Annotated in this window: 25 protein-coding genes; 18 read left to right on the top strand and 7 right to left on the bottom strand. The window is 44.6% G+C overall.

The annotated features are described in order from the left end of the window. The first annotated feature begins 17 nt into the window (after window positions 1-17). The 5 genes from rnr to rplI all read left to right on the top strand — a co-directional run bounded on the left by rnr (window position 18) and on the right by rplI (window position 4,623). Window positions 18-2,471: a ribonuclease R gene (gene rnr / locus ST37_RS08430; RefSeq protein WP_084885439.1), complete on the top strand. Its 2,454-nt coding sequence runs from the start codon at window positions 18-20 to the stop codon at window positions 2,469-2,471. A gap of 9 nt (window positions 2,472-2,480) precedes the next feature. Further along, entirely contained in the window at window positions 2,481-3,218 is a 738-nt protein-coding gene (rlmB, locus tag ST37_RS08425) for a 23S rRNA (guanosine(2251)-2'-O)-methyltransferase RlmB (protein WP_084885437.1), read from the top strand. 263 nt (window positions 3,219-3,481) lie between these two features. After that, complete coding sequence (gene rpsF, locus ST37_RS08420) at window positions 3,482-3,877, top strand: 30S ribosomal protein S6 (RefSeq protein WP_084885436.1); 396 nt, start codon at window positions 3,482-3,484, stop codon at window positions 3,875-3,877. Window positions 3,878-3,912: 35 nt separating this feature from the next. Continuing rightward, on the top strand, window positions 3,913-4,140 hold the full coding sequence (gene rpsR / locus ST37_RS08415; RefSeq protein WP_000090472.1) for a 30S ribosomal protein S18: 228 nt from the start codon (window positions 3,913-3,915) through the stop codon (window positions 4,138-4,140). Between the two features lie 30 nt (window positions 4,141-4,170). After that, window positions 4,171-4,623 carry a 50S ribosomal protein L9 gene (gene rplI, locus ST37_RS08410; RefSeq protein WP_084885434.1) on the top strand — a complete coding sequence of 151 codons (453 nt, stop codon included), beginning with the start codon at window positions 4,171-4,173 and terminating at the stop codon, window positions 4,621-4,623. A gap of 72 nt (window positions 4,624-4,695) precedes the next feature. Here the strand turns inward: rplI and ST37_RS08405 are convergent, their stop codons facing one another. After that, a complete protein-coding gene (locus ST37_RS08405) occupies window positions 4,696-5,421 on the bottom strand; it encodes a DUF481 domain-containing protein (protein ID WP_084885522.1) in 726 nt (241 codons plus the stop codon). A gap of 220 nt (window positions 5,422-5,641) precedes the next feature. Here ST37_RS08405 and ST37_RS08400 point away from each other — a divergent pair, with 220 nt between their 5' ends. Next, window positions 5,642-7,036 (top strand): replicative DNA helicase, encoded by a 1,395-nt coding sequence (locus ST37_RS08400; protein ID WP_084885432.1) that lies wholly within the window; start codon window positions 5,642-5,644, stop codon window positions 7,034-7,036. A gap of 5 nt (window positions 7,037-7,041) precedes the next feature. Then, a complete protein-coding gene (gene alr, locus ST37_RS08395; protein ID WP_084885431.1) occupies window positions 7,042-8,124 on the top strand; it encodes an alanine racemase in 1,083 nt (360 codons plus the stop codon). Window positions 8,125-8,152: 28 nt separating this feature from the next. Here alr and ST37_RS08390 read toward each other — a convergent pair whose 3' ends face one another. Continuing rightward, window positions 8,153-8,572 carry a secondary thiamine-phosphate synthase enzyme YjbQ gene (locus tag ST37_RS08390; RefSeq protein WP_084885429.1) on the bottom strand — a complete coding sequence of 140 codons (420 nt, stop codon included), beginning with the start codon at window positions 8,570-8,572 and terminating at the stop codon, window positions 8,153-8,155. Between the two features lie 239 nt (window positions 8,573-8,811). Here ST37_RS08390 and pgi point away from each other — a divergent pair, with 239 nt between their 5' ends. Continuing rightward, entirely contained in the window at window positions 8,812-10,464 is a 1,653-nt protein-coding gene (gene pgi / locus ST37_RS08385; protein WP_084885427.1) for a glucose-6-phosphate isomerase, read from the top strand. A 131-nt stretch (window positions 10,465-10,595) separates the two neighbouring features. Here pgi and ST37_RS08380 read toward each other — a convergent pair whose 3' ends face one another. Together ST37_RS08380 and ST37_RS08375 are read right to left on the bottom strand one after the other, a co-directional pair. After that, complete coding sequence (locus tag ST37_RS08380; protein ID WP_084885426.1) at window positions 10,596-11,057, bottom strand: chemotaxis protein CheX; 462 nt, start codon at window positions 11,055-11,057, stop codon at window positions 10,596-10,598. A gap of 500 nt (window positions 11,058-11,557) precedes the next feature. Further along, window positions 11,558-12,448: an acyltransferase gene (locus ST37_RS08375; RefSeq protein WP_084885424.1), complete on the bottom strand. Its 891-nt coding sequence runs from the start codon at window positions 12,446-12,448 to the stop codon at window positions 11,558-11,560. Window positions 12,449-12,999: 551 nt separating this feature from the next. Here ST37_RS08375 and ST37_RS08370 point away from each other — a divergent pair. The 10 genes from ST37_RS08370 (at window position 13,000) to ST37_RS19970 (ending at window position 19,182) form a co-directional block, all read left to right on the top strand. Further along, entirely contained in the window at window positions 13,000-14,202 is a 1,203-nt protein-coding gene (locus ST37_RS08370; RefSeq protein WP_084885422.1) for a site-specific integrase, read from the top strand. Continuing rightward, window positions 14,199-14,852 (top strand): hypothetical protein, encoded by a 654-nt coding sequence (locus tag ST37_RS08365; protein WP_084885420.1) that lies wholly within the window; start codon window positions 14,199-14,201, stop codon window positions 14,850-14,852. The genes ST37_RS08370 and ST37_RS08365 overlap by 4 nt, the downstream gene beginning before the upstream one ends. Window positions 14,853-14,935: 83 nt before the next feature. Then, a complete protein-coding gene (locus ST37_RS08360) occupies window positions 14,936-15,112 on the top strand; it encodes an AlpA family phage regulatory protein (RefSeq protein ID WP_084885418.1) in 177 nt (58 codons plus the stop codon). Window positions 15,113-15,228: 116 nt separating this feature from the next. After that, a complete protein-coding gene (locus ST37_RS08355) occupies window positions 15,229-15,546 on the top strand; it encodes a hypothetical protein (protein ID WP_084885416.1) in 318 nt (105 codons plus the stop codon). Between the two features lie 82 nt (window positions 15,547-15,628). Continuing rightward, window positions 15,629-16,231, top strand: coding sequence for a hypothetical protein (locus ST37_RS20255; protein ID WP_242426261.1), 603 nt, complete (start codon window positions 15,629-15,631; stop codon window positions 16,229-16,231). A 75-nt stretch (window positions 16,232-16,306) separates the two neighbouring features. Further along, window positions 16,307-17,398: a DUF5906 domain-containing protein gene (locus ST37_RS20250; protein WP_242426260.1), complete on the top strand. Its 1,092-nt coding sequence runs from the start codon at window positions 16,307-16,309 to the stop codon at window positions 17,396-17,398. Window positions 17,399-17,768: 370 nt separating this feature from the next. Next, window positions 17,769-18,380 (top strand): hypothetical protein, encoded by a 612-nt coding sequence (locus ST37_RS08345; RefSeq protein WP_084885415.1) that lies wholly within the window; start codon window positions 17,769-17,771, stop codon window positions 18,378-18,380. Between the two features lie 58 nt (window positions 18,381-18,438). Continuing rightward, a complete protein-coding gene (locus ST37_RS08340; protein ID WP_084885413.1) occupies window positions 18,439-18,735 on the top strand; it encodes a DUF5681 domain-containing protein in 297 nt (98 codons plus the stop codon). Next, window positions 18,716-19,009 carry a hypothetical protein gene (locus ST37_RS08335; RefSeq protein WP_084885411.1) on the top strand — a complete coding sequence of 98 codons (294 nt, stop codon included), beginning with the start codon at window positions 18,716-18,718 and terminating at the stop codon, window positions 19,007-19,009. The genes ST37_RS08340 and ST37_RS08335 overlap by 20 nt, the downstream gene beginning before the upstream one ends. Continuing rightward, window positions 19,009-19,182 carry a hypothetical protein gene (locus ST37_RS19970; protein ID WP_172400957.1) on the top strand — a complete coding sequence of 58 codons (174 nt, stop codon included), beginning with the start codon at window positions 19,009-19,011 and terminating at the stop codon, window positions 19,180-19,182. The genes ST37_RS08335 and ST37_RS19970 overlap by 1 nt, the downstream gene beginning before the upstream one ends. 387 nt (window positions 19,183-19,569) lie before the next feature. Here ST37_RS19970 and fis read toward each other — a convergent pair whose 3' ends face one another. From fis to prmA, 3 genes are all read right to left on the bottom strand, one after another. Then, window positions 19,570-19,866 (bottom strand): DNA-binding transcriptional regulator Fis, encoded by a 297-nt coding sequence (gene fis / locus ST37_RS08330; RefSeq protein ID WP_084885409.1) that lies wholly within the window; start codon window positions 19,864-19,866, stop codon window positions 19,570-19,572. Window positions 19,867-19,888: 22 nt separating this feature from the next. After that, window positions 19,889-20,857, bottom strand: coding sequence for a tRNA dihydrouridine synthase DusB (gene dusB / locus ST37_RS08325; RefSeq protein WP_084885521.1), 969 nt, complete (start codon window positions 20,855-20,857; stop codon window positions 19,889-19,891). A 127-nt stretch (window positions 20,858-20,984) separates the two neighbouring features. Then, window positions 20,985-21,869, bottom strand: coding sequence for a 50S ribosomal protein L11 methyltransferase (gene prmA / locus ST37_RS08320; RefSeq protein ID WP_084885408.1), 885 nt, complete (start codon window positions 21,867-21,869; stop codon window positions 20,985-20,987). Between the last annotated feature and the right edge of the window lie 39 nt (window positions 21,870-21,908).

Below are 21,908 nucleotides of genomic sequence, written 5' to 3'. Positions count from 1 at the left end.
TTTGCGAGCGACCTTCTATGTCTGACTCTAGCCATCTCGACCCTCATGCTGAGCGTGAATCCCAAAACTATGAAAACCCAATCCCAAGTCGAGAGTATATTCTTTCGTATTTAGAGGCTGCGGGTGTACCTATGAACCGCAACGATCTTTTTGACGCGCTAAAACTGACGGGTGAAGACCATTATGAAGGCCTTCGTCGGCGTCTGCGCGCAATGGAGCGCGATGGACAATTGGTGTTTACTCGTCGTCAATGTTACGCACTCCCAGATAAGCTGGAAATGATTAAAGGTTATGTGATTGGCCACAAAGATGGGCACGGATGGGTTCGGCCAGAAGGTGGTAAAAAAGAAGATGACATCGTTCTTCCGCACCATCAGATGCGCACGGTGATCCACGGTGATTTTGTGTTGGTTCAACCTACAGATAATAGCAAGCGCGGTCGCAAAGAAGGTCGTCTTGTACGCATCCTAGAAGAGCGAAAAACCCAAATAGTAGGGCGATTTTTCCTAGAATATGGGTACAGTTATGTCGTCCCTGATGACTCGCGAATCAGCCATGACATCCTCATTCCTGTGGAGCACAAATCCAGTGCTCGTATGGGTAATGTGGTGGTGGTTGAGATCACCGACAGGGGTAGCCGTTCTCGAGGCATGATGGGAAAAGTGGTCGAAGTACTGGGTGAAAATATGGCACCTGGAATGGAAACGAAAATTGCTATCCGTACTCACCAGATCCCACATGAGTGGCCAGAAGAGGTTAACAAACAGATTGCCAACCTGGGTGAAGAGGTGCCAGAAGAGGCGAAAGTGGGTCGGGTCGATTTACGAGATTTGCCTCTGGTGACGATTGATGGTGAGGATGCTCGAGATTTTGATGACGCGGTTTTCTGTGAAAAGAAAAAAAGCGGCGGCTGGCGCCTATGGGTGGCCATTGCTGACGTCAGTTATTATGTTCGCCCTGATACCGCTCTGGACAAAGAAGCTATTCATCGTGGTAACTCGGTGTACTTTCCGTCGCAAGTTGTCCCAATGCTTCCTGAAGTGTTATCGAATGGTCTCTGTTCTCTGAATCCGCAAGTCGACCGACTGTGTATGGTGTGTGAAATGACCATTTCTGCTACCGGTAAACTCTCAGGTTACAAACATTATGAAGCGGTGATGAACTCGCATGCCCGTCTTACCTACAATAAGGTTAACGATATTTTAGAGGGCAACGCCGAGCTCATAGACCGTTATCAAGCGGTCGTACCGCACCTCATTGAACTGCACAATATGTATCAGGTGCTTAAGCATGCACGTGATCAGCGCGGAGCCATTGAGTTTGAAACGGTCGAAGCGAAGTTCATTTTTAATGCGGAACGTAAAATTGATCGCATTGAACCTGTTGTGCGCAACGATGCGCACAAGATCATCGAAGAGTGCATGATATTGGCCAACATCGCATCCGCCAGCTTGGTCGAGAAAGCCAAAGAGCCATCTTTGTATCGAATTCACGAAACCCCAGGTGAAGAGAAACTGCAAGGATTTAAGGACTTTTTAGGTGAGCTAGGTTTAACCATTGAAGGTGGTTTAGCACCGTCCCCCACTGATTATGCAACGCTGATACGTAAAGTGGGTGAACGTCCAGATAAAGAACTTATTCAAACCATGTTGTTGCGTTCGATGAAGCAAGCGGTATACAACCCCGACAATGTAGGGCACTTTGGTTTGGCATTAAAACGGTACGCACACTTTACCTCGCCAATTCGACGTTACCCCGATTTGCTGCTGCACCGTGCGATTAAGTACCTGATTGCTAAGCATGAAGGTCGCGCTACGGATCGATGGACGCCAACGGGTGGGTATCATTATTCGTTTGACGACATGGACGGATATGGTGAGCAGTGCTCAATGACAGAGCGTCGTGCCGACGATGCGACGCGCGAAGTGGCCGATTGGCTCAAGTGTGAATACATGCAAGACCATGTGGGTGATGAGCTTGAAGGGGTCATTGCTAACGTAACCGGCTTTGGTTTCTTTGTGCGGTTAACCGATCTTCACATCGATGGTTTGGTTCACATTTCTACATTAGCCAATGACTACTATCAGTTCGATCCTATTGGCGCGCGCTTAGTTGGAGAAAGCTCCGGCATGGTCTATCGATTAGGTGACGCCGTGAAGGTAAAGGTATTGTCTGTGCACCTCGATAGTAAGCAAATTGATTTTGAAATGGTCGGTAGTGAGCGGCAACCTAGAGGTAAAGGGAAAACGGCTAAAAAACGTGCGGCAAATGCTGATAAAAAAGCCCGCACTAAGAAAAAAGTACAAATTAAAGCCAAACAATCGGGCAGTAAACCATTTGTCGAACCGACTAAACGTCCTGATGGCCAAGAGATGAAACAAGATGGTCACAGTAAAGTGAAAAATGCGCGTAAAAAGGCTAAACTGCGCCGCGCAAATCGAAAAGCGGATAATCCGTCGTCCAATAATTAGGCAGGTAACATGAGCAACGAATTTATATATGGCATTCACGCAGTCAAAGCAGTACTTGAACGTGATCCGCTACGTTTTAAAGAAGCCTACGTGCTCAAAGGTCGACAAGATGATCGTCTACTGCCATTGATTAACGAGTTGCAAGCTATTGGTGTGTCTATTCAGCAGATGGGGCGAAAAGTGTTGGACGATAAAGCCAAAGGCGCCAATCACCAAGGAGTGATTGCTCGTGTCACTCCAGCTAAATCGCTGAATGAAAATGACTTAGACGACTTGCTTGCCGGTCAAGAGTCGCCATTGCTGCTTGTGCTTGATGGCGTTACCGATCCTCACAATCTCGGCGCGTGCTTGCGTAATGCTGATGCGGCCGGTGTAGCGGCTGTGATAGTCCCTAAAGATAAGTCAGCACCGTTGACGCCTACTGTAAGTAAAGTCGCTTGTGGCGCCGCTGAGACCGTTCCTTTGGTGCGAGTCACTAACCTTGCGAGAACGATGCGAGCGTTGCAAGAACAAGGTGTGTGGTTTGTTGGCACTGCAGGTGAAGCGACTCACGATATTTACCAAGCGAAACTCACCGGACCGCTAGCCATTGTCATGGGAGCAGAAGGTGATGGGATGCGTCGCCTAACACGCGAAACTTGTGACGATTTAATCAAGATCCCAATGGCCGGTTCTGTATCAAGCTTGAACGTATCGGTAGCATCTGGAGTCTGTTTGTTTGAAGCGGTACGACAACGTCTAAGCTAGTTGTATCTCGGAGCATGAAAGGATGGCGTATTCTTTTAAAGAGTACGCCATTTTTTCATTCACTATCAGTCGCATACAAATACTCGACGCTGCTTATTCCCTTGTGACAAAAATAACCGTCGATTTAACCGATTCTCTCCTTGATCTTAGCGCACGCTTTCTGTACTATTTGCCGTCCTTAAAACTCAGTCAATTCATTAAGTTCCTTGCTTCCTCAGGACGACTGAGCCTATCTGGAAGCTACTAATCCGTAAGGAGCAAACATGCGTCATTACGAAATCGTATTCATGGTGCACCCTGATCAAAGCGAGCAAGTTGCTGGCATGATCGAGCGTTACACTAACACTATCACTGAAGCTGGCGGAACTATCCACCGTCTAGAAGATTGGGGCCGTCGTCAACTGGCTTACCCAATCAACAAGCTGCATAAAGCACACTACGTTTTACTAAACGTAGAAGCTGAGCAAGCTTCAATTGATGAGCTAGAGACTGCTTTCCGTTACAACGATGCAGTTCTACGTAACATGATCATGCGCACTAAAGCAGCTATCACTGAGCCTTCTATCATGCTTAAGCAGAAAGAAGAGCGTCAAGAGCGTGCTCCGCGTCAAGACCGTCAAGATCGTTCAGAAGCAGCTCCTGCTGCAGATGCTGAATAATCATTAGTCCTAACAATTAGATCAGGAGATAGCCCATGGCTCGTTTCTTCCGTCGTCGCAAATTCTGCCGTTTTACTGCAGAAGGCGTTCAAGAGATTGATTACAAAGACGTAGCAACTCTTAAAAACTACATCACTGAAGCTGGAAAAATTGTACCTAGCCGTATCACTGGCACAAGTGCAAAATACCAACGTCAACTAGCGCGCGCTATCAAGCGTTCTCGCTACCTAGCACTACTACCGTACACTGACAAGCATCAGTAATCGGTCGGTTTATTTAAAGAGGATTAAACAATGCAAGTTATTCTACTTGATAAAATCGGTAACCTAGGTGGTCTTGGCGATACTGTAAACGTTAAATCTGGCTACGCTCGTAACTTCCTTATCCCTCAGGGTAAAGCTGTTATGGCGACTAAAGGCAACGTTGAAATGTTCGAAGCTCGTCGTGCTGAACTAGAAGCTAAAGTTGCTGAGCAACTGACAGCTGCACAAGCTCGTGCTGAGAAAGTTAACGCTCTAGAAGCTGTTGTTATCGAATCTAAAGCCGGTGACGAAGGCAAACTATTCGGTTCTATCGGTACTCGTGACATCGCTGATGCAATTACTGCAGCTGGCGTTGAAGTTGCGAAAAGCGAAGTTCGTCTTCCTGAAGGCGCTCTACGTAACACTGGTGAATTCGAAATCAGCATCCAACTTCACTCAGAAGTTTTTGCTGCAGTGAAGCTAAACGTAGTTCCTGCTGAGTAATTCGTTACTCGATAAAGCATTTAAAAACACTCGCTTCGGCGGGTGTTTTTTTTTTTGCTTTGATTGGTATTGCTAGAAAATAAACAACAAGTTCGCCGAGAAGACAGAATCGGTATCTTCTAACCCTTCAGGGACGCGGCTGTGTTTTTGGCGAGTGTGTACGAGTTTTAGCGCGATGTCATCTGTAATGGTGTTCGTTAGACCAAATTGAGTATCCAACCGAGTATTACTCTCACCGCCCACCAAGGTGATATTCCCATCTAAAGAAAGCGATGTAATCGCCTGCCACCGAACTGATACATTGCCACGAAAAATGGGCTCATTAACCGTTTCTGGAAAGACGAGGTCATCATCGCCAATTTCTTCTAAATTGGGATCTTGGGAGCGAAAACCAGGACCCGCTTCAACCTCTAACCCAAATTTATCGGTGTTAGTTAGCTGATAACCGATACCGCTAGAAAGCGTATAGTCTTTATAGTAAGCGCTATAGCGCGAGTCATAGCCGGTAAAACTGGTATAAAAATAGGTTCGTTGACTTAACTTATAGTCCGCTTGTAAGTCATAACTCGATTGGCGTTTGTCTTCTATGTCGTCTTTATAGAGTTGATAATATTTCCACTCTCCCTTAAAACGATAACGACCGGTGAAATACTCATTGCTAAGCCGCGCATTGAGCGATTGCGAATCGGAGTTGCCAGAGTACGCCTGATAGCCAAACTCGACTTCAGTATTAAATGGACTGATTTCTGGAGGGGGAGCATCAATATCCGTATCAAGTTGCTCGTTCGCATTTAGCATTGTGCTGGCACACAAGCCTATACAAATAAGCCATTTATTGGACACAGACACCTCATAGAGTAGAAAACTGTGGCGAATTGTAATCGCTCAACAACCTAAAGAGTCAGCACCATGTTAATTTTTGACCCACTAACTCAACAAAGATTTTAGCAAATGGGTGACACGTGTTAAAGAGCAAACGTATAATGGTGGGTCTAGACAAGGGGCATTCCTAAATATCATGGCTGAACAACGTAGCAACCAAATTCAAGACTCTCAAGTCGACGCAATCAAAGCACCTCCACACTCAATTGAAGCCGAGCAATCTGTCATTGGCGGATTGCTGTTGGACAACGAGCGCTGGGATAGCGTTGCAGAAAAAGTGATTGCACAAGATTTTTATAGCCGCCCTCACCGCGTAATTTTTGAGGGTGTGAAAGCACTGCTCGAAGAAAGCCAGCCGCTCGATTTGATTACCCTATCCGAGTATTTGGAAAAGCGTGAGCAACTGGAAGAAGTCGGGGGATTTGCCTACCTAACCGACCTTGCCAAAAATACGCCTAGCGCGGCGAACATCAATGCCTATGCAGACATTGTCGCAGAGCGTGCGTTAGTAAGAAGCCTAATTGGTGTTGCCAACGAGATTGCTGATGCGGGTTACGATCCGCAAGGCCGTAGCTCTGAAGACCTGCTGGATCTGGCTGAGAGTAAAGTCTTTGCGATTGCGGAAGCGCGTACTTCTGAAAATGAAGGTCCTCAAAACGTCGACACCATTTTAGAAAAAACTCTGGAACGCATCGAGATCTTATTTAAAACACCGCAAGATGGTGTGACGGGTGTGACTACGGGCTTTACCGACCTAAATAAAATGACCGCCGGCCTTCAAGGGTCTGATCTCATTATCGTCGCGGCGCGTCCTTCTATGGGTAAAACCACGTTCGCTATGAATCTGTGTGAAAACGCCGCCATGGCATCAGACAAGCCTGTGCTTATTTTTTCTTTAGAGATGCCCTCTGATCAGATCATGATGCGTATGTTGGCGTCGCTATCACGCGTCGACCAAACCAAAATCAGAACCGGCCAGCTTGAAGATGAAGACTGGGCCAAAATTTCGGCCTCTATGGGGTTACTCATGGAGAAGAAAAACATGTACATCGATGACAGTTCAGGCTTAACACCAACCGAAGTTCGTTCGCGCGCGCGTCGAATTGCGAGAGAGCATGGTGGATTGTCGATGATCATGGTCGATTACCTGCAGCTAATGCGTGTCCCATCGTTAACCGAAAATCGAACGCTAGAAATCGCCGAGATTTCTCGCTCGCTTAAAGCATTGGCCAAAGAGCTTAATGTCCCTGTTGTCGCTTTATCACAGCTTAATCGCTCGCTTGAGCAGAGAGCCGATAAACGCCCGGTAAACTCAGATTTGCGTGAATCAGGCTCTATCGAGCAGGATGCCGATTTGATCATGTTTATCTACCGAGACGAAGTCTATAACCCAGACAGCCCCATGAAAGGCACGGCAGAAATCGTTTTGGGTAAACAACGTAATGGCCCTATCGGCTCGGTTCGATTGGTGTTTAATGGCCAGTACTCTCGATTTGATGATTACGCTGGCCCTGCATTCGACGAGGATTAATCGTGATGGCGTATATGAAAGCGGCGATTGCGGAGATCAATCTTGGCGCTCTGGAACACAATCTAATTCAGATAAAGCACGCAGCGCCCGAAAGCAAAGTGTTGGCAGTTGTGAAAGCCAACGGCTATGGGCATGGCTTGTTGGAAGTCGCCAAACACGCCAACCACGCTGACGCATTTGGAGTGGCTCGAATAGAAGAAGCGTTGCAACTGCGCGCTGGTGGTATCGTGAAACCGATATTGCTGTTGGAAGGCTTTTATTCTGCGTCCGATCTGCCTATTTTAGTTACCAACAACATTCAAACCGTGGTGCACTGTGAAGAGCAAATGCGTGCACTGGAAGAGGCGGCTCTCGATGTGCCTGTGATTGTGTGGTTAAAAGTCGATACAGGTATGCACCGTCTCGGCGTGAGTGAAACTCAGTTTGATGACTTCGTAGAGCGCCTGCATCGCTGTCCTAATGTCGCCAAACCACTAAGGTATATGAGCCATTTTGGCTGTGCGGACGAACTTGATAACCCAGTTACAGAGTTGCAAATTTCACGGTTTAACGCTTTGACAGACAACGCCCATGGTGAACGCTCGTTAGCGGCGTCGGCGGGTCTTCTTAAATGGCCGACGTCCCGATACGATTGGGTGCGCGCTGGTATCATCATGTACGGTATTTCACCTTTTGCTCAAGAGTATGCAGCAGAGCTAGGTTTTCGACCTGTGATGACTCTAAAGTCTCACCTTATTGCTGTTCGTGAAGTCAAAGCGGGCGAAAGTGTTGGGTACGGCGGGATTTGGACCAGCAGCAGAGACACCAAAGTCGGTGTAATAGCGATTGGCTATGGTGATGGTTATCCCCGTACAGCTCCCAATGGTACGCCAGTCATGGTTAATGGACGAAAAGTACCACTCGCTGGGCGTGTTTCAATGGATATGCTAACGGTCGATCTTGGACCGGACTCAACCGATAAAGTTGGCGATCAATCTATTTTATGGGGTGAATCGTTGCCAGCCGAGGAAGTTGCTTCGCACATTGGTACCATCGCTTATGAATTGGTGACCAAGCTAACGTCGCGTGTCGAGATGGAATACGTCTAATTGAATCGTCACTGTTATCGGTGACGACTTACTCCCCTTGTAATGTTGCGACGATCGTTCGGGATCCTCCATGATCTCTATGCTCTCCTAGATACACACCCTGCCACGTTCCCAGTGCTAATCGGCCATTTGTGATAGGTATACTCACAGAACACCCTAATGTGGATGCTTTGATGTGAGCGGGCATATCATCCGAGCCTTCATAGGTGTGGCGATAGTAAGGCGCGTCTTCTGGAACAAACCGATTAAAATGTGACTCAAAGTCCAAACGAACTGTTGGATCAGCATTTTCATTAATAGTAAGACTGGCCGAGCTATGCTGAATAAACAGGTGCAGTAGGCCAACACTAAGCTGTCTAATTTCAGGTATCGCTTGCTCAATCTCATCGGTGATCAAATGAAATCCACGTTTTCTTGATGCAAGTTTTAGGGTGGTTTGGTGCCACATAGTTCGAGTTCCAATGTTGTTTATTTACATTTTAGACATATCGAGCGATAAGATAGGCAAAAAACGCCTTTTTACGTGACCGGACTCAAAATGTGTGTAGTAAAATTACGGCATAATTCCAAGTTATAAAGTATAAGAATAACCAGCGATAAAAACTCATTTTTTACTTCGGGGGAAACAACAAAAGTAGATTTTGAACTACTTTTAGTTGTGCAAAACCTAAAAAATAGGAAATTGATATGTTGAAAAACATCAACCCAACGCAGACCAACGCGTGGAAAGCGCTAACTGCGCATTTTGAAGCAGCTCAAGATGTTGAGCTCAAAGACCTGTTCGCATCAGACACAAACCGTTTTGAGCAATTCTCAACACGTTTTGGACAAGATATGTTAGTCGATTACTCAAAGAACTTTGTCACTCAAGAGACAATGGATTTGCTGTTTAATCTGGCGAAAGAAACCGAGCTAGATACCGCAATCAAAGCGATGTTCTCTGGTGATAAAATTAACCAAACAGAAGGCCGTGCTGTACTGCACACTGCGCTCCGTAATCGTAGCAATACACCTGTTATGGTTGATGGCAAAGACGTTATGCCAGCGGTGAATGCCGTTCTAGAAAAAATGAAATCGTTCACTGATCGTGTGATTGGTGGCGAATGGAAAGGTTACACTGGGCAAGCAATTACCGATGTAGTAAACATTGGTATCGGTGGTTCAGATTTGGGTCCTTACATGGTGACCGAAGCACTAGCACCATACAAAAACCACCTAAATCTTCACTTCGTGTCAAACGTCGATGGCACTCACATTGCTGAGACGCTGAAGAAAGTGAACCCAGAAACAACCTTATTCTTGGTGGCTTCAAAAACATTCACCACTCAAGAGACGATGACCAACGCACACTCTGCGCGTGACTGGTTCCTAGAGTCAGCGCAAGACGAAGCACACGTTGCTAAGCACTTTGCCGCTCTTTCTACCAACGCAACTGCGGTTTCAGAGTTTGGTATCGACACAGACAACATGTTCGAGTTCTGGGACTGGGTTGGTGGTCGTTATTCACTATGGTCAGCAATTGGCTTGTCTATCGCTCTGGGTGTTGGCTATGACAACTTTGTTGAGCTTCTAGCCGGCGCTCACGATATGGACAACCACTTCGCTTCTGAGTCTTTAGAGAGCAATATTCCGGTGATACTGGCGCTTATTGGTCTATGGTACAACAACTTCTACGGCGCTGAGTCAGAAGCCATTCTACCTTACGACCAGTACATGCATCGTTTTGCTGCCTACTTCCAGCAAGGAAACATGGAATCGAACGGTAAGTACGTTGACCGTGAAGGCAATGCAGTTACATACCAAACAGGACCAATCATCTGGGGTGAACCTGGTACAAATGGCCAGCATGCGTTCTATCAGCTTATTCACCAAGGCACCAAGCTTATCCCATGTGACTTCATTGCTCCGGCAATCAGCCACAACGCGATCAGCGACCATCATCAGAAATTGATGTCGAACTTCTTCGCTCAAACAGAAGCATTGGCATTTGGTAAAACGGCAGAGACAGTAAAAGCCGAATTTGCCGCAGCGGGTAAAACTGACGCTGAGATGGCCGATCTTGTACCATTTAAGGTATTTGAAGGTAACCGCCCAACGAACTCGATTTTGGTTAAACAGATTAACCCACGTACACTAGGTAGCCTAATTGCCATGTACGAGCACAAAATCTTTGTTCAAGGTGTTATTTGGAATATCTTCTCGTTCGATCAATGGGGCGTTGAACTTGGTAAGCAGCTTGCCAATCAAATACTGCCAGAGCTAAGTGATGACTCACCAATCGATTCACACGATGACTCTACAAATGGCTTAATCAATGCATTTAAAACATTGCGCGGCTAACCCTAAAGGTTGAGTCATGAGCTACAAAGGGGCGATGAAAGTCGCCCCTTTTTTATGCGTTTTAGCAACGACATAGCTAAAAATAAAAACGGCCCACTAAACAGTGAGCCGTTTTTGAAAAGTAGTGATGTTTATTCGAAACAAATTTCGATGAATGCGTTACCCCAAGGCGACTGAAACGGCATGATAATAATCGAGCCTTCGCACTTGTGACGGATGGTATGGCCTTTACCAGATACCACTATTGGGGTCGCCATATTGAAATCGAAACCACTGTCAGCGAGTATTCGTTTGGCACCACCAGTCACCATATTGGTGATTTCGCCTACCATGTCCGTGACTTCTTCGTTGATACTGTTTGGACGTTCGCCCAACATATTCTGCATGATTTCTAATGCAAGCTTCTCATCAAAGGTGATCGACATCGAACCTTTGGTTTGTTGGCCAACCATACCAATTAGGCCAGAAACATCACCTCGAGCGATCTCGTCTTTTTTAACGCGTGGCTTTTGTGGAGTGAGCTCCATCGAGGCCATAGTTTTCAAGACATTCATGAGAGATGCTAAAAATGGGTTTACAAATTCTGCGCGCATAAGAGTTACTCTTCTTCCATCTGTACGTTCGATCGCCTCGGTAGTTTACAATAAAATACCGTGTTCCATACGAAAAATTATCAACTATTTGATAATTCAACGACGCAATATCTATTCTAATGCAAGCAGTATGCCTACAAATGTTTGACGGTGTCATTAATTTTACAGTGATTTCTGCAAAAGCTGCCATTAAATGAGATAAAAAAGTGTCAGTGGCTATGTATTTTTCCACGTTATGACAAATAGCCTGGAAAGCGTTTACCCGGCAAGGAAGGGCAATATTGGGAACGAGTGTTGCGATATTGGATTAACAAAGAAATGCGCGCAGTCACTTATGACGCCCGCTTTTAATTTGTTAGGAAATGTAAGTGTGGAGGGTGCTAGTCGTGATTAAGTCATTTCATTGATAAATGAAATGACTACTTACCCTCAAAATCACATATTCATTCATGTAACCCAATAGTAAGTAATGCTATTTTGGTGCGTCACTGAACACAAAGTTAGATTTTGTTGTCGTTATAGACTGAGTCGAGATAGTCGTCTTTTTCTTGCCAAACATTGTTAAGCCAGTGATGGAAACGGCGCTTAAACGCTTTATCTTTAAAGTAGTCACCGTTTAAGTTTTCATCAATTTTGTGAACCGTAATTTTAACCACCACACGAGTTAACTTGCCCTGCAATAGGTCTTTAAAAGGTTGCTGCCTATTTTCTGGGTAAGCAATGGTAACGTCGACGACACCGTCGAGCAGTTGACTCATCGCATTGAGAGTAAATGCCACGCCGCCTGTTTTAGGCTTCAACAAATGTCGGTACGGCGTTTTCGCCCGAGAAAGCTTCTCTTCAGTGGCACGTGTTCCTTCTGCAAAGCTGACCATGGTCGTCGGCACATACTTGAATTTGTCACAGGCTTTCTTAATGGCGTCAAAGTCATCATTACGTCTTTCCGGGTGTCGAATGAGGTACTCACGAGAATGGCGCTTCATAAATGGCATATCGAGCCCCCAGCACGCTAAACCAACAAAGGGTACGTAGAGAAGGCTTTGCTTAAGTAAAAACTTAACCATGGGCATTTTGTCTTTCATCACGGAAGACAGTATGACGATGTCTGCCCAACTCAGGTGATTAGAAAGCAGCATGTACCATTGGCTGCGTGAGAGGGTCTCACCGCCTTCGATTTGCCAGTCGACATTATTGTTGACGTTGAGCATCCAAAGATTGAGTGTTGCCCATAACCAGGTTTGCTTATTGGCTAATTCGCTCATTGTGGTCTGAATGACACGGAATGGTAGGATGATTTTAACCATGGCCAAGAAGCAAACGACAACGCAGGTCCATGCTGTATTTAGTGTTACAAGCAGCACGTTGATGCCCATTTGGATGTTTTTTAGCATGAAAATCACTCAATCAATCGTAAGTTTGTCGAACGGAAGACTCAATACTGTTGACGATGTAGTGTATTGGGCTCGAGCAGTGCGACATAGATTAACAGATTAGCAATAGATTGCATCGCTTCAAAATGGGTAATAATTACAAGATATTCGAGTTAGAGACGTTTACCTAACGAGCAGGCAAGAAAAAGCCCAGCGGTAATAGCTGGGCTTTACAATTCAATAGACTGGCTAATAGAAATTAGTTCATGCCGTATTATCGAAATAAGCATTTCCAGATGTTTAACTTCGTTTAGCCCTAATTATCCTAATCCCTTGTTTCTACTGGCTATGCCTCTCTATTGTGTCTCTCTTTGTTTCCCTTTATCTTTGTTTAAGTAAGTTATTTTTTGGTGTTTAGTTTGGGGTTTAATCAATTGACCCATTAAAAATATCTACAGTATTAATTTAACTTAGGACACTTAGGACACTTAGGACAAACCTATTAAATACAAGGGTTTAGACTGTCCCAAGTTGTAATTGAAGTTAGGACACATTAGGACAGGACTTATGGCATGGCACTGACAGATAAGAAACTTAAATCTCTACACGGCAAGAAGCATGATGGCTTACCTATCAAGATTGCGGATCGTGATGGTCTAACCGTGTTTCATCGTCCTACTGGCAAATTGTCTTTTGTACTGCGCTATCAATACAACGGTAAAGCTAAGGAGTTGTCCTTTGGTGTTTATCCTATTGTTGGTTTGGCAGAGGCTAGGGCAGAGGCTATCAAGTGTCAGAAGATGCTAGCTGATGGGCACGACCCTAAAGTCATTAAGAAGCTAGGCAAAGAAAAGATATTGGCTGCCGTATCAGTAGAGCAAGCCCTTACCTACTGGCTAGATAATTACGCAGTTAAGAACAGAGCAAACCATGAGAAGCACAGAGCACAGTTTGAAAAGCATGTGTTTCCCTTTATCGGACACCTTCCATTAGAGCAGTGTGAGACTCGCCACTGGGTAAAGGTCTTTGATGATGTCACCAACGGCACACACCACCGCCCAGCACCTAAAGCTAGTGGCTACATCCTACAGAACGCAAAACAAGCCCTTAAATACTGCCGTAATCGCCAATACGCACACAGCACCGCATTAGATGATCTGAATATTGCTGATATTGGAGAGCATCAAGGCAAGAAAGACCGTGTTTTATCTTGGTCTGAGCTGGTGGACGTATGGAATTGGACGCAGGACATTAAATCTAACTGGTATTACAAGAACCTAATTCACCTATTGGTAGTGTTTGGTTGCCGTACCCAAGAATTAAGGCTCTCAAAGGTTAGCGAGTGGGACTTAGAGGAAATGATCTGGACGACTCCAAAAGCCAACTCCAAGACAGGGCAAGAGATTAAACGACCTATCCCTCAAAGCATTAAAGGCTACATCGAAACACTGTTAGAACGCACTGAAAACGAGATGCTGTTGGGTGAGTTAAAAAGCCCAGAAGCAGTGTCAGGGTATGGTCGCGCCATGTTTAAACGACTAGGACATAAGACACCTTGGACGCTTCACGACCTACGAAGAACCTTTGCCACCACCTTAAACGATATGGAGATTGAACCTTATGTAGTTGAGCAATTACTAGGACACGCATTAGGTGGAGTAATGGCGGTTTATAACCGTTCTCAGCACATAGAAAAGAAGAAAGTAGCGTTAGATATTTGGACAGCAAAGCTCAACGAAGTAGAGCCACAAGTAAACGTAGTGGGGATTAGATGAATTTAGATAACGCACTAGCAGACTTTCCTTACGAGCACATACCGCAATTGCCTTGGGACTTGTCAAAACTCTCATGGAGAGAGTACGAGTTAACTAGGCAGTCACTAGTAGATGAGCTAGGAGACAGTCACACATCAGGCCAATTCATTTTTAAGATGTTAACCAACTGGCGGGTATCTAGAGATCCTGATTACTTAGACATCCTTTCTATTTACTGCCTAAAAAATAAAGTACCAATACCCGAAGTAGCACAGCTACACATGGCTCTAGCTGGAGAGATGAGGTTAAAAAGAGTTATTGGTCACTCAATTGGCTCAAAGAAAACCATTAAAACTCTTGCGGTAAAACGCCTTGCTAACATTTTGCTTTTGTACATGACTGAGGTTTTAGGGCACACGTTGCGGTTTTCGAGTGAAAAAACTGCTGCTTGGATACATGAAAAGTACCCTCTATTCGACATGAAAGCATCAAGCATTGAGAAAGAGCACTCCAAATGGAGAGCTGACAACTATTCACTGGTTGAGAAACATAAAGCCGAAAGCTCAAATATTGATTGGGACAATGGAGAAGGACTTGAGTACAGAACTAACTTCAGCCGAATCATTGAAAGAATTAACGCATCTCCAGAGCTGATAGGCGAGAGAAGGTAAGGGAAAATATTTTTACTTTTTATTCCCCTCTAATTCATTAAGCCAAGTGACATACTTAATTCAAAACAAACGGAGACAAAGTTATGACACCAGAAAAGTTAATCAGTATTAAAGAAATGATGAGCCTGTTAGGCAAGGCACGACCAACACTTTACAAGATGGTTAAAGAGGGACGATTCCCGCAGCCAGTAAAGGTGAACAACCGCACTATGGGTTGGACTGTATCTTCTTATCAAGGCTGGATTGAAAACCACAGCTAATGGCGTTTGAATTGGGGTTTAAGGAAAAATCTCAGGTGTTTTATTGGTTTAAAGCCTTTAAAAACAATAACTAAAGGGATTTATTTTGTTCATAGTCAGTTATCCAAGGAGATTTTATGACGCTGATTTATAAAGACGAATGCTTTGAACTTGGTTTACCAGAGCCAAAGAAAGGCGAACATCAAACACACTACGTGACTCGAGTAATGATGGAGGGAATTAGATTAGATACACGACAAGCTCGATACATTGGCATTGGAAACCTTCACAGCCTTGTGTCTGAGTTAAACCGAAAGCGAGTACCTTTTAGCTTGGCTCACCTTAAAGTGCCTTGCCCGAAAACAAAACAAGTACCACCCAACCCTGTGGATGTTATCTGGATGACTGATACAGAAAGAAGTGAGTTCCTAGAAATGAAAAAAGGCTCTAAGTAAACCTAGAACCCTTTCCAAAAATGGCGGTTGGTGTCTGCGACCAAACTTTCACCACCGCCCACAAATAAGAGTTTATAATATTATGGCTAAAACGGCACGTAAAAATGATGAGCGGTTTCGGTATGAAAAGGCGTTAGCTGATGCTATCTGTCATGAAATGCCTATCTCGTATGCTGACGCTGACAAAATTAACCTTTCACTAATTACTGATACTACTAGCAAACGTATCATTTCCACCTTCAAAGACCTTTATCAAACCCCGACAGGCCAACCAAACAACAAGCAAATAGCTGATGATATTAATCTATGTATGGTTCAAGCGGGTTATAGCGCAACAGATGCCAATAAAGAAGCAGATTCAATTGAGAACTTACAGGGTAGAAAGAGACAGCCAAACGTTAGCCTAGTAAGTGACGCAATTAATTACTTTACCACCAACACCACAGCGCCAACCTATCTGCATATTGTAAGAAATGAAGAAGCACCACTGGCTTATGATGCTCTATTAGACCTATGCCGAAAGGCTAGTGATGAGGACTTAGAAGAGCACCGCGAACAGATAGTTAATACCTTTAATGCGAGTCATTCAGTAGTAAAACACGGCACTAAAACGCTTGTGTGTGAGAAATCCACAGACCACAAGCACAATGTAGGCTATGAATTTACACCAGAGCACCAGAAGTGAGCCTTTTATGCGAATCTAAACTTTACCCACCTACAAGAAGATAAGATAAAGAAGGCTAATTGCTTTGATTTATGGATGAAGGACATAGACCGCAAGACCTATCATGGCGTTGTGTTCGATCCTTCTAACCGTGCTAGTAGTCGCTTTCTTAATATGTGGTCAGGCTTTGCCGTTGATGCTGTAGAGGGTGACGACAAGCTAGATAATATTATGTGGCATTTAAGGAATATCATTTGCTGCGGTAATGACGATCACTTCTATTACTTGCTTGCTTGGATGGCTCATATCATCCAGAAGCCAGAGAAAAAGAGTGGGGTTTGTGTCGTTCTTAAATCAGAGGCTAGAGGCACAGGAAAGAGCACGGTTTCTATCCTACTTGAGAGGCTATTAGGACAGCACTCAATGCGAGTACAGGACGGTAAACATTTACTAGGGGCATTCAACAGCCACTTAGCTAACAAGCTATTTGTGACCATTGAGGAAGCATTCTGGAGTGGTTCAGCTAAAGATGCTGGCAAGCTCCGAACCCTTATCACAGAAAGCACTGTCACCATTGAAGCCAAAGGAAAAGACGCTATTGAAGTTGATAGTTTCCACCGCTTTTTGATGTGTACTAATAATGATTGGGCAGTACCACAGACCAAAGATGAAAGACGTTTCTTTGTGTTGGAAGTGTCGGAAGATAAGAAGCAGGATAAGGAATATTTCACAGAGCTATACAATGACATTAGATCTGATGAAGTAATGGGGCAACTGTTCGACCTGCTAAAGAACTACGATCTTGAACCATACAATCTAAGCAAAGCACCAAAGACAGAAGCAACACAGCAACAGGTAATGGAGTCACTACCTAGTGAGGGTGTATGGCTTAAATCTCTACTGGATGATGGCTTACTAATTGACGGCAATTTGTCTTTTGATTTGGACACAGCTCAAACCATACCTAAGCGAAGTTTCTTTAACTCTTACATAGACTATTGCGACAAGATGAACGTTCAAGGTTATGACCGTTGTACTCCAAACAAGCTAGGTATCTATTTAAAGAAAGTGATCGATCTTACTGATGGAGGCAAACAGACTTTTAATGGTGAGAGGGGTTATTGCTACAGAACCAAACCACTAGAGGAAATGGATTCCTTATTTAACGAGCACTACGAATACAAGTGAGGCAAGAATGGATAGTAGTATTGTCTTATCGATATTGGTGTTTGGTGGTGTGGCCTATGGTGTTATGTGCCAGATCATAGAGGCACTAGCTAGATACTTTTCCTAATTACAGAACCGCTTGAAAGGGCGGTTTTTTTGTATCTGATAATCATTAATGAACAAAGCATAGTCTTATAGTCCTTATATCTACTGGTTTCACTCGCAAATCAAAGCTTATTAATTCTGACAAACCCCAATCTATACCCCAAATTCATGAGGGTTCACCGTATAAATAATTAATTCGATAATTGTAGAAGTATTCTTGGGTGGATAAATAAACAGGTGGTAAAATATACAGTATAGAAACAACAAATAACAAGGGATTACAGAGATGAGCATTTCAATGAACGACCTAGTAGGTCAAGCAAAAGTAAGTACACGACTAAACGATACAACTCTATTCAATGGCGTTATTGCTCAGGCTGAGGCGTACACAGCGTACTCAGAGAAGTTAAACACTATCGACATGGCAAAGGTATCTAGTTCTGACAAGCAAGACCTATTCAACAAGCTAGAGAAGCACCAGAAGCAACTGGATCAAGCATTTGAGCAGGTAGGGCACGAGCTTTTAAAGGTAGGCACACAAGCCCAGCAGATGTTTGAAACATCAATTAAGCCGACACCAAATGATTTTGCCTTAGCTGGATTACTACAAGGCAAATCAGCGCCAGAGCTTTTGGAAGTAGCTCACTCAAGCCCAGCAGCTGCGCGATTACTTCATGGTTCAGATGCCGGAAAGATGGCAGGACTTGATAGTGAAGCCGTTGCCAGCCTTGCTAAGTATGCCGCGCCTAAATCATTCGCAGAAGTTGAACGAGTTAATGCCCTGATTGATTCAGCAGGAAAGCTAAAGGCTACAGCTACACAAGCACACCAAGCACAGGTGGGTAAATTCCACATTACTCACACAGAGAACAAAGTTTTAGACGCACTAAACGATTAACACTCGCTCGGCTCAAGGATGAGCCACCCTCAACCACTGTAAACAACAAGGAAAAACAATGGCATTTAAGAAAGGTGAATCAGGAAACCCAAAGGGTAGACCGAAGAACTCTAAGAATAAGAGGGAGTTTATAAGTGAGAAAGTACAGAGCAAGGCGGTTAAGCGTTTGGAAGATGCTGTCGAAGAAGGTGAGCAGTGGGCGATCATTGAGGTATTGAAGCGTGTAGCTCCACCATTGAAACCAATTACAGCACCAGATTCATTAGATGCTGACATGCTACGAGCACGGATCTTTGAATTGGTTGAGCTAGAGCAGCGATTGAAGGCACTGGAAGATGAAAGCGCAGATAGCTAAACGACTTGAGAAACTGGAAGAAGCCAAAGCACCAACATGCCTTTGCTTCATTCACTACGGAGAGCCTGACCGCACTGTAGAGACCGTTGAATACTACGGAGAGACTAGACCAGGGCATCACAAGTGGCTAGTTCATCCAGACCATGAACAGGCGTTTAACGACGCTGTATCAGAAAGATTTGATTTTGCCGATAGTCGGGGAATAACGCCATTGAATATCGTTCTAACAGTGGACGAACCAAAGCGACCAATCAAGATCACAAGGGGTGAATAATGACTAATGACGAAGTAGAAAAGTTAGTAGAGATAGCATGCGCAGAGTACTTCCAGCACCTCTATTTCGTAATGGATAGACGTTACTCTCCTGAGATAATAGGAGCGCATCACAAGGCAGCCAAGAAGAAAGCCATCAAGTACACAACTATGGCGGTGAGCAAATTAAAGTAATGGAGGCAGTCATTATGGTTCAACTCTCTATTATATTGGTTATGGTTGCTCTACTTAGATAATCTATGTGGTCGGGCTGTTTTCTTGATTGATATGTCACGCAGTACTGACCACACCATTACCTGTCCTAACTACCGTCCTAACTACTTAGGACACCCTCTCAAGTTAGGCCACTAAAAAAGTCTTATAAAACAATGCTTTGTCCTAACGTCCTAAGTGTCCTAACCTTTTTGCGTTTTTTTCCCCATATTTTTTCACATGAGATTTATTTGGGGTTTGATTTATCTTCGCAAAAATCCATCTGGGGTTTTCGTTGGGGTTTGGGTATAAAAAAAGGCTCACCCCAAAAGATAAAGCCTTTAATATCAGTAGCTTAACTAACTATGTTTAGTTCATGCCGTATTTTTTAAGTTTCTTACGTAGCGTACCACGGTTGATACCCATCATGTTCGCAGCGCGAGTCTGATTGCCACGCGTGTACTGCATGATCATATCTAGAAGAGGTTGTTCAACTTCAGCCAGTACCAACTCGTAAAGGTCGTTTACGTCTTGGCCGTTAAGCTGTGCAAGGTAGTTTTTGACAGAAGCTTTGACTGAATCACGTAAAGGCTTTTGTGTGATTTGGTCTTGTGAAGTAACAGTAGTAACAGTTAGTGCTTCTGAATTTAGATTTTGTTCGAACATATTCGGTCTAGCTCTTCTCTAATTATGATGCAACGTTTTCAAAATACGCTTCAAGGACATCAAGTTGCTCGTTGGCAGCCTCAATACCATTGAAGGTACGGCGAAACTCAACCGCTGTCTCATGCTCTTTTAGGTACCATCCCACGTGTTTGCGTGCGATACGTGGTCCTAAAAACTCTCCATAAAACTCATGCAGAGCGGCAACATGATCCAACATAATGCTTTTCACTTCCAAAGTTGGAAGCTCGGGCATATGAGTGCCGTGATCCAAAAAATAACGGATTTGGTTAAAAATCCATGGACGACCTTGTGCAGGGCGTCCAATCATTAGGGCGTCTGCTCCAGTAGTCTCTAGAACATACTTGGCCTTTTCTGGGCTATCAATATCTCCATTGGCGATAACCGGGATCGAAATGGCCTGTTTGACGGCACGAATGCTGTCGTATTCGGCTTCCCCTTTGTACATACAGGTTTTTGTTCTGCCATGCAGAGCGAAAGCTTGAATGCCACATTGTTCTGCCAGTTTGGCAATCTCGACACAATTTTTATTGTCGGGATCCCAACCAGTTCGAGTTTTGAGGGTCACAGGAACCTCAACCGCGTCCACTACTGATTTGAGAATGCTCTCAATGATATCCGGATACTTCAGTAGTGCCGAACCGGCTAACTTCTTGTTTACTTTCTTGGCCGGACAACCCATGTTGATGTCGATGATTTGCGCACCGTTTTCAACACTAAATTGAGCTGCTTCAGCCATTTCCTGTGGATCGGAGCCCGCTATTTGCACAGAACGAATACCAGATTCGCCTTCATGCACCATACGTTGCTTCGACTTCGATGTATTCCATACTTTGGGGTTAGACGACATCATTTCACTGACGGCCATCCCCGCACCATATTGAAGGCACAATTCGCGAAACGGTCTATCGGTCACACCAGCCATAGGTGCGACGATGAGATTGTTTGACAATGTGTACGGTCCAATTTTCAAAACATCGATCACAGTTTTGAGTAGTAAGGGCGCGCATTTTACGCATTTTTTCGGTGCGTGAAAAGACTAATATTTAGTCAATTGGCAAATGTTTGCTATTTTGTATAAAAATCAGTCAATTAGTGGATTAAGCTTTCTTTCCAGAGATGCGACACCATTCACTTTGTTCGGTAATTGGGTCAAGTTTGAAGCTATCACAGTAATGATTAGCAACATCTTCAGCCTGTGTATCTAGTACTCCGGACATCGCCAAGTCGCCAGACGGTTTCACCAATGAAGTGATCACCTGGTTTAATTCTCGTAGTGGCGCAGCCAAAATGTTGGCCACAACAACGTCTGCTTGAAGGGCTTCAGGCTGATCTTCTGGTAAGTAAAGTTCCAACTGGTCGGCAACACCGTTTCGCCCAGCGTTATCTTTAGAGGCAAGTATTGCTTGAGGGTCGATATCAATACCGATCACTTTGGCCGCGCCCAATTTGATTGCAGCAATGGCTAAGATGCCCGAGCCACACCCAAAATCGATGACGGTTTTACCTTGTAGATCGAGGCTTTCTAGCCATTCGAGACAGAGCGCAGTGGTTGGGTGTGTTCCTGTGCCAAAGGCAAGACCAGGATCCAGCATCACATTGACGGCATCTGGCTCTGGGATATCACGCCAGCTTGGGCAGATCCATAGACGCTCACCAAACTTCATTGGGTGGAAATTCTCCATCCATTCGCGTTCCCAATCTTTGTCTTCTAACTGCTCCACTTTATGAGCAAAGTCTGTCGCCAGCAGGTTGGAGGCTTTAATTGTCTCTAAAATCCACGAGGTGTCGGCTTCTGCATCATAGAGGGCAAGGATGTCTGTATCACCCCAAAGTCTTGTTTCGCCAGGGAGAGGCTCAAATACAGGGGTATCTTTCGCGTCAAGGAAAGTCACCGATAGAGCGCCAGTCTCTTCCATTAGCATATCGCCAATGGTTTCTGCATTGTCGTCGGTCGCGTTCAGTTTTATTTGGATCCAAGGCATGGCATTCGCCCTCTATAAATAATTTGGCAGGAGTGTAGC

Origin of the sequence: Vibrio sp. qd031, assembly GCF_002100145.1 — a bacterium.
In the GTDB taxonomy this organism is placed as follows: domain Bacteria; phylum Pseudomonadota; class Gammaproteobacteria; order Enterobacterales; family Vibrionaceae; genus Vibrio.
This window is presented reverse-complemented; position numbering and strand designations above follow the sequence as displayed.

Bases quoted from the DNA above. Each gene is read 5' to 3' on its own strand.
- rnr (WP_084885439.1), top strand. From the start codon at position 18: ATGTCTGACTCTAGCCATCTCGACCCTCATGCTGAGCGTGAATCCCAA.
- rlmB (WP_084885437.1), top strand. From the start codon at position 2,481: ATGAGCAACGAATTTATATATGGCATTCACGCAGTCAAAGCAGTACTT.
- rpsF (WP_084885436.1), top strand. From the start codon at position 3,482: ATGCGTCATTACGAAATCGTATTCATGGTGCACCCTGATCAAAGCGAG.
- rpsR (WP_000090472.1), top strand. From the start codon at position 3,913: ATGGCTCGTTTCTTCCGTCGTCGCAAATTCTGCCGTTTTACTGCAGAA.
- rplI (WP_084885434.1), top strand. From the start codon at position 4,171: ATGCAAGTTATTCTACTTGATAAAATCGGTAACCTAGGTGGTCTTGGC.
- ST37_RS08405 (WP_084885522.1), bottom strand. From the start codon at position 5,421: ATGCTAAATGCGAACGAGCAACTTGATACGGATATTGATGCTCCCCCT.
- ST37_RS08400 (WP_084885432.1), top strand. From the start codon at position 5,642: ATGGCTGAACAACGTAGCAACCAAATTCAAGACTCTCAAGTCGACGCA.
- alr (WP_084885431.1), top strand. From the start codon at position 7,042: ATGGCGTATATGAAAGCGGCGATTGCGGAGATCAATCTTGGCGCTCTG.
- ST37_RS08390 (WP_084885429.1), bottom strand. From the start codon at position 8,572: ATGTGGCACCAAACCACCCTAAAACTTGCATCAAGAAAACGTGGATTT.
- pgi (WP_084885427.1), top strand. From the start codon at position 8,812: ATGTTGAAAAACATCAACCCAACGCAGACCAACGCGTGGAAAGCGCTA.
- ST37_RS08380 (WP_084885426.1), bottom strand. From the start codon at position 11,057: ATGCGCGCAGAATTTGTAAACCCATTTTTAGCATCTCTCATGAATGTC.
- ST37_RS08375 (WP_084885424.1), bottom strand. From the start codon at position 12,448: ATGCTAAAAAACATCCAAATGGGCATCAACGTGCTGCTTGTAACACTA.
- ST37_RS08370 (WP_084885422.1), top strand. From the start codon at position 13,000: ATGGCACTGACAGATAAGAAACTTAAATCTCTACACGGCAAGAAGCAT.
- ST37_RS08365 (WP_084885420.1), top strand. From the start codon at position 14,199: ATGAATTTAGATAACGCACTAGCAGACTTTCCTTACGAGCACATACCG.
- ST37_RS08360 (WP_084885418.1), top strand. From the start codon at position 14,936: ATGACACCAGAAAAGTTAATCAGTATTAAAGAAATGATGAGCCTGTTA.
- ST37_RS08355 (WP_084885416.1), top strand. From the start codon at position 15,229: ATGACGCTGATTTATAAAGACGAATGCTTTGAACTTGGTTTACCAGAG.
- ST37_RS20255 (WP_242426261.1), top strand. From the start codon at position 15,629: ATGGCTAAAACGGCACGTAAAAATGATGAGCGGTTTCGGTATGAAAAG.
- ST37_RS20250 (WP_242426260.1), top strand. From the start codon at position 16,307: ATGAAGGACATAGACCGCAAGACCTATCATGGCGTTGTGTTCGATCCT.
- ST37_RS08345 (WP_084885415.1), top strand. From the start codon at position 17,769: ATGAGCATTTCAATGAACGACCTAGTAGGTCAAGCAAAAGTAAGTACA.
- ST37_RS08340 (WP_084885413.1), top strand. From the start codon at position 18,439: ATGGCATTTAAGAAAGGTGAATCAGGAAACCCAAAGGGTAGACCGAAG.
- ST37_RS08335 (WP_084885411.1), top strand. From the start codon at position 18,716: ATGAAAGCGCAGATAGCTAAACGACTTGAGAAACTGGAAGAAGCCAAA.
- ST37_RS19970 (WP_172400957.1), top strand. From the start codon at position 19,009: ATGACTAATGACGAAGTAGAAAAGTTAGTAGAGATAGCATGCGCAGAG.
- fis (WP_084885409.1), bottom strand. From the start codon at position 19,866: ATGTTCGAACAAAATCTAAATTCAGAAGCACTAACTGTTACTACTGTT.
- prmA (WP_084885408.1), bottom strand. From the start codon at position 21,869: ATGCCTTGGATCCAAATAAAACTGAACGCGACCGACGACAATGCAGAA.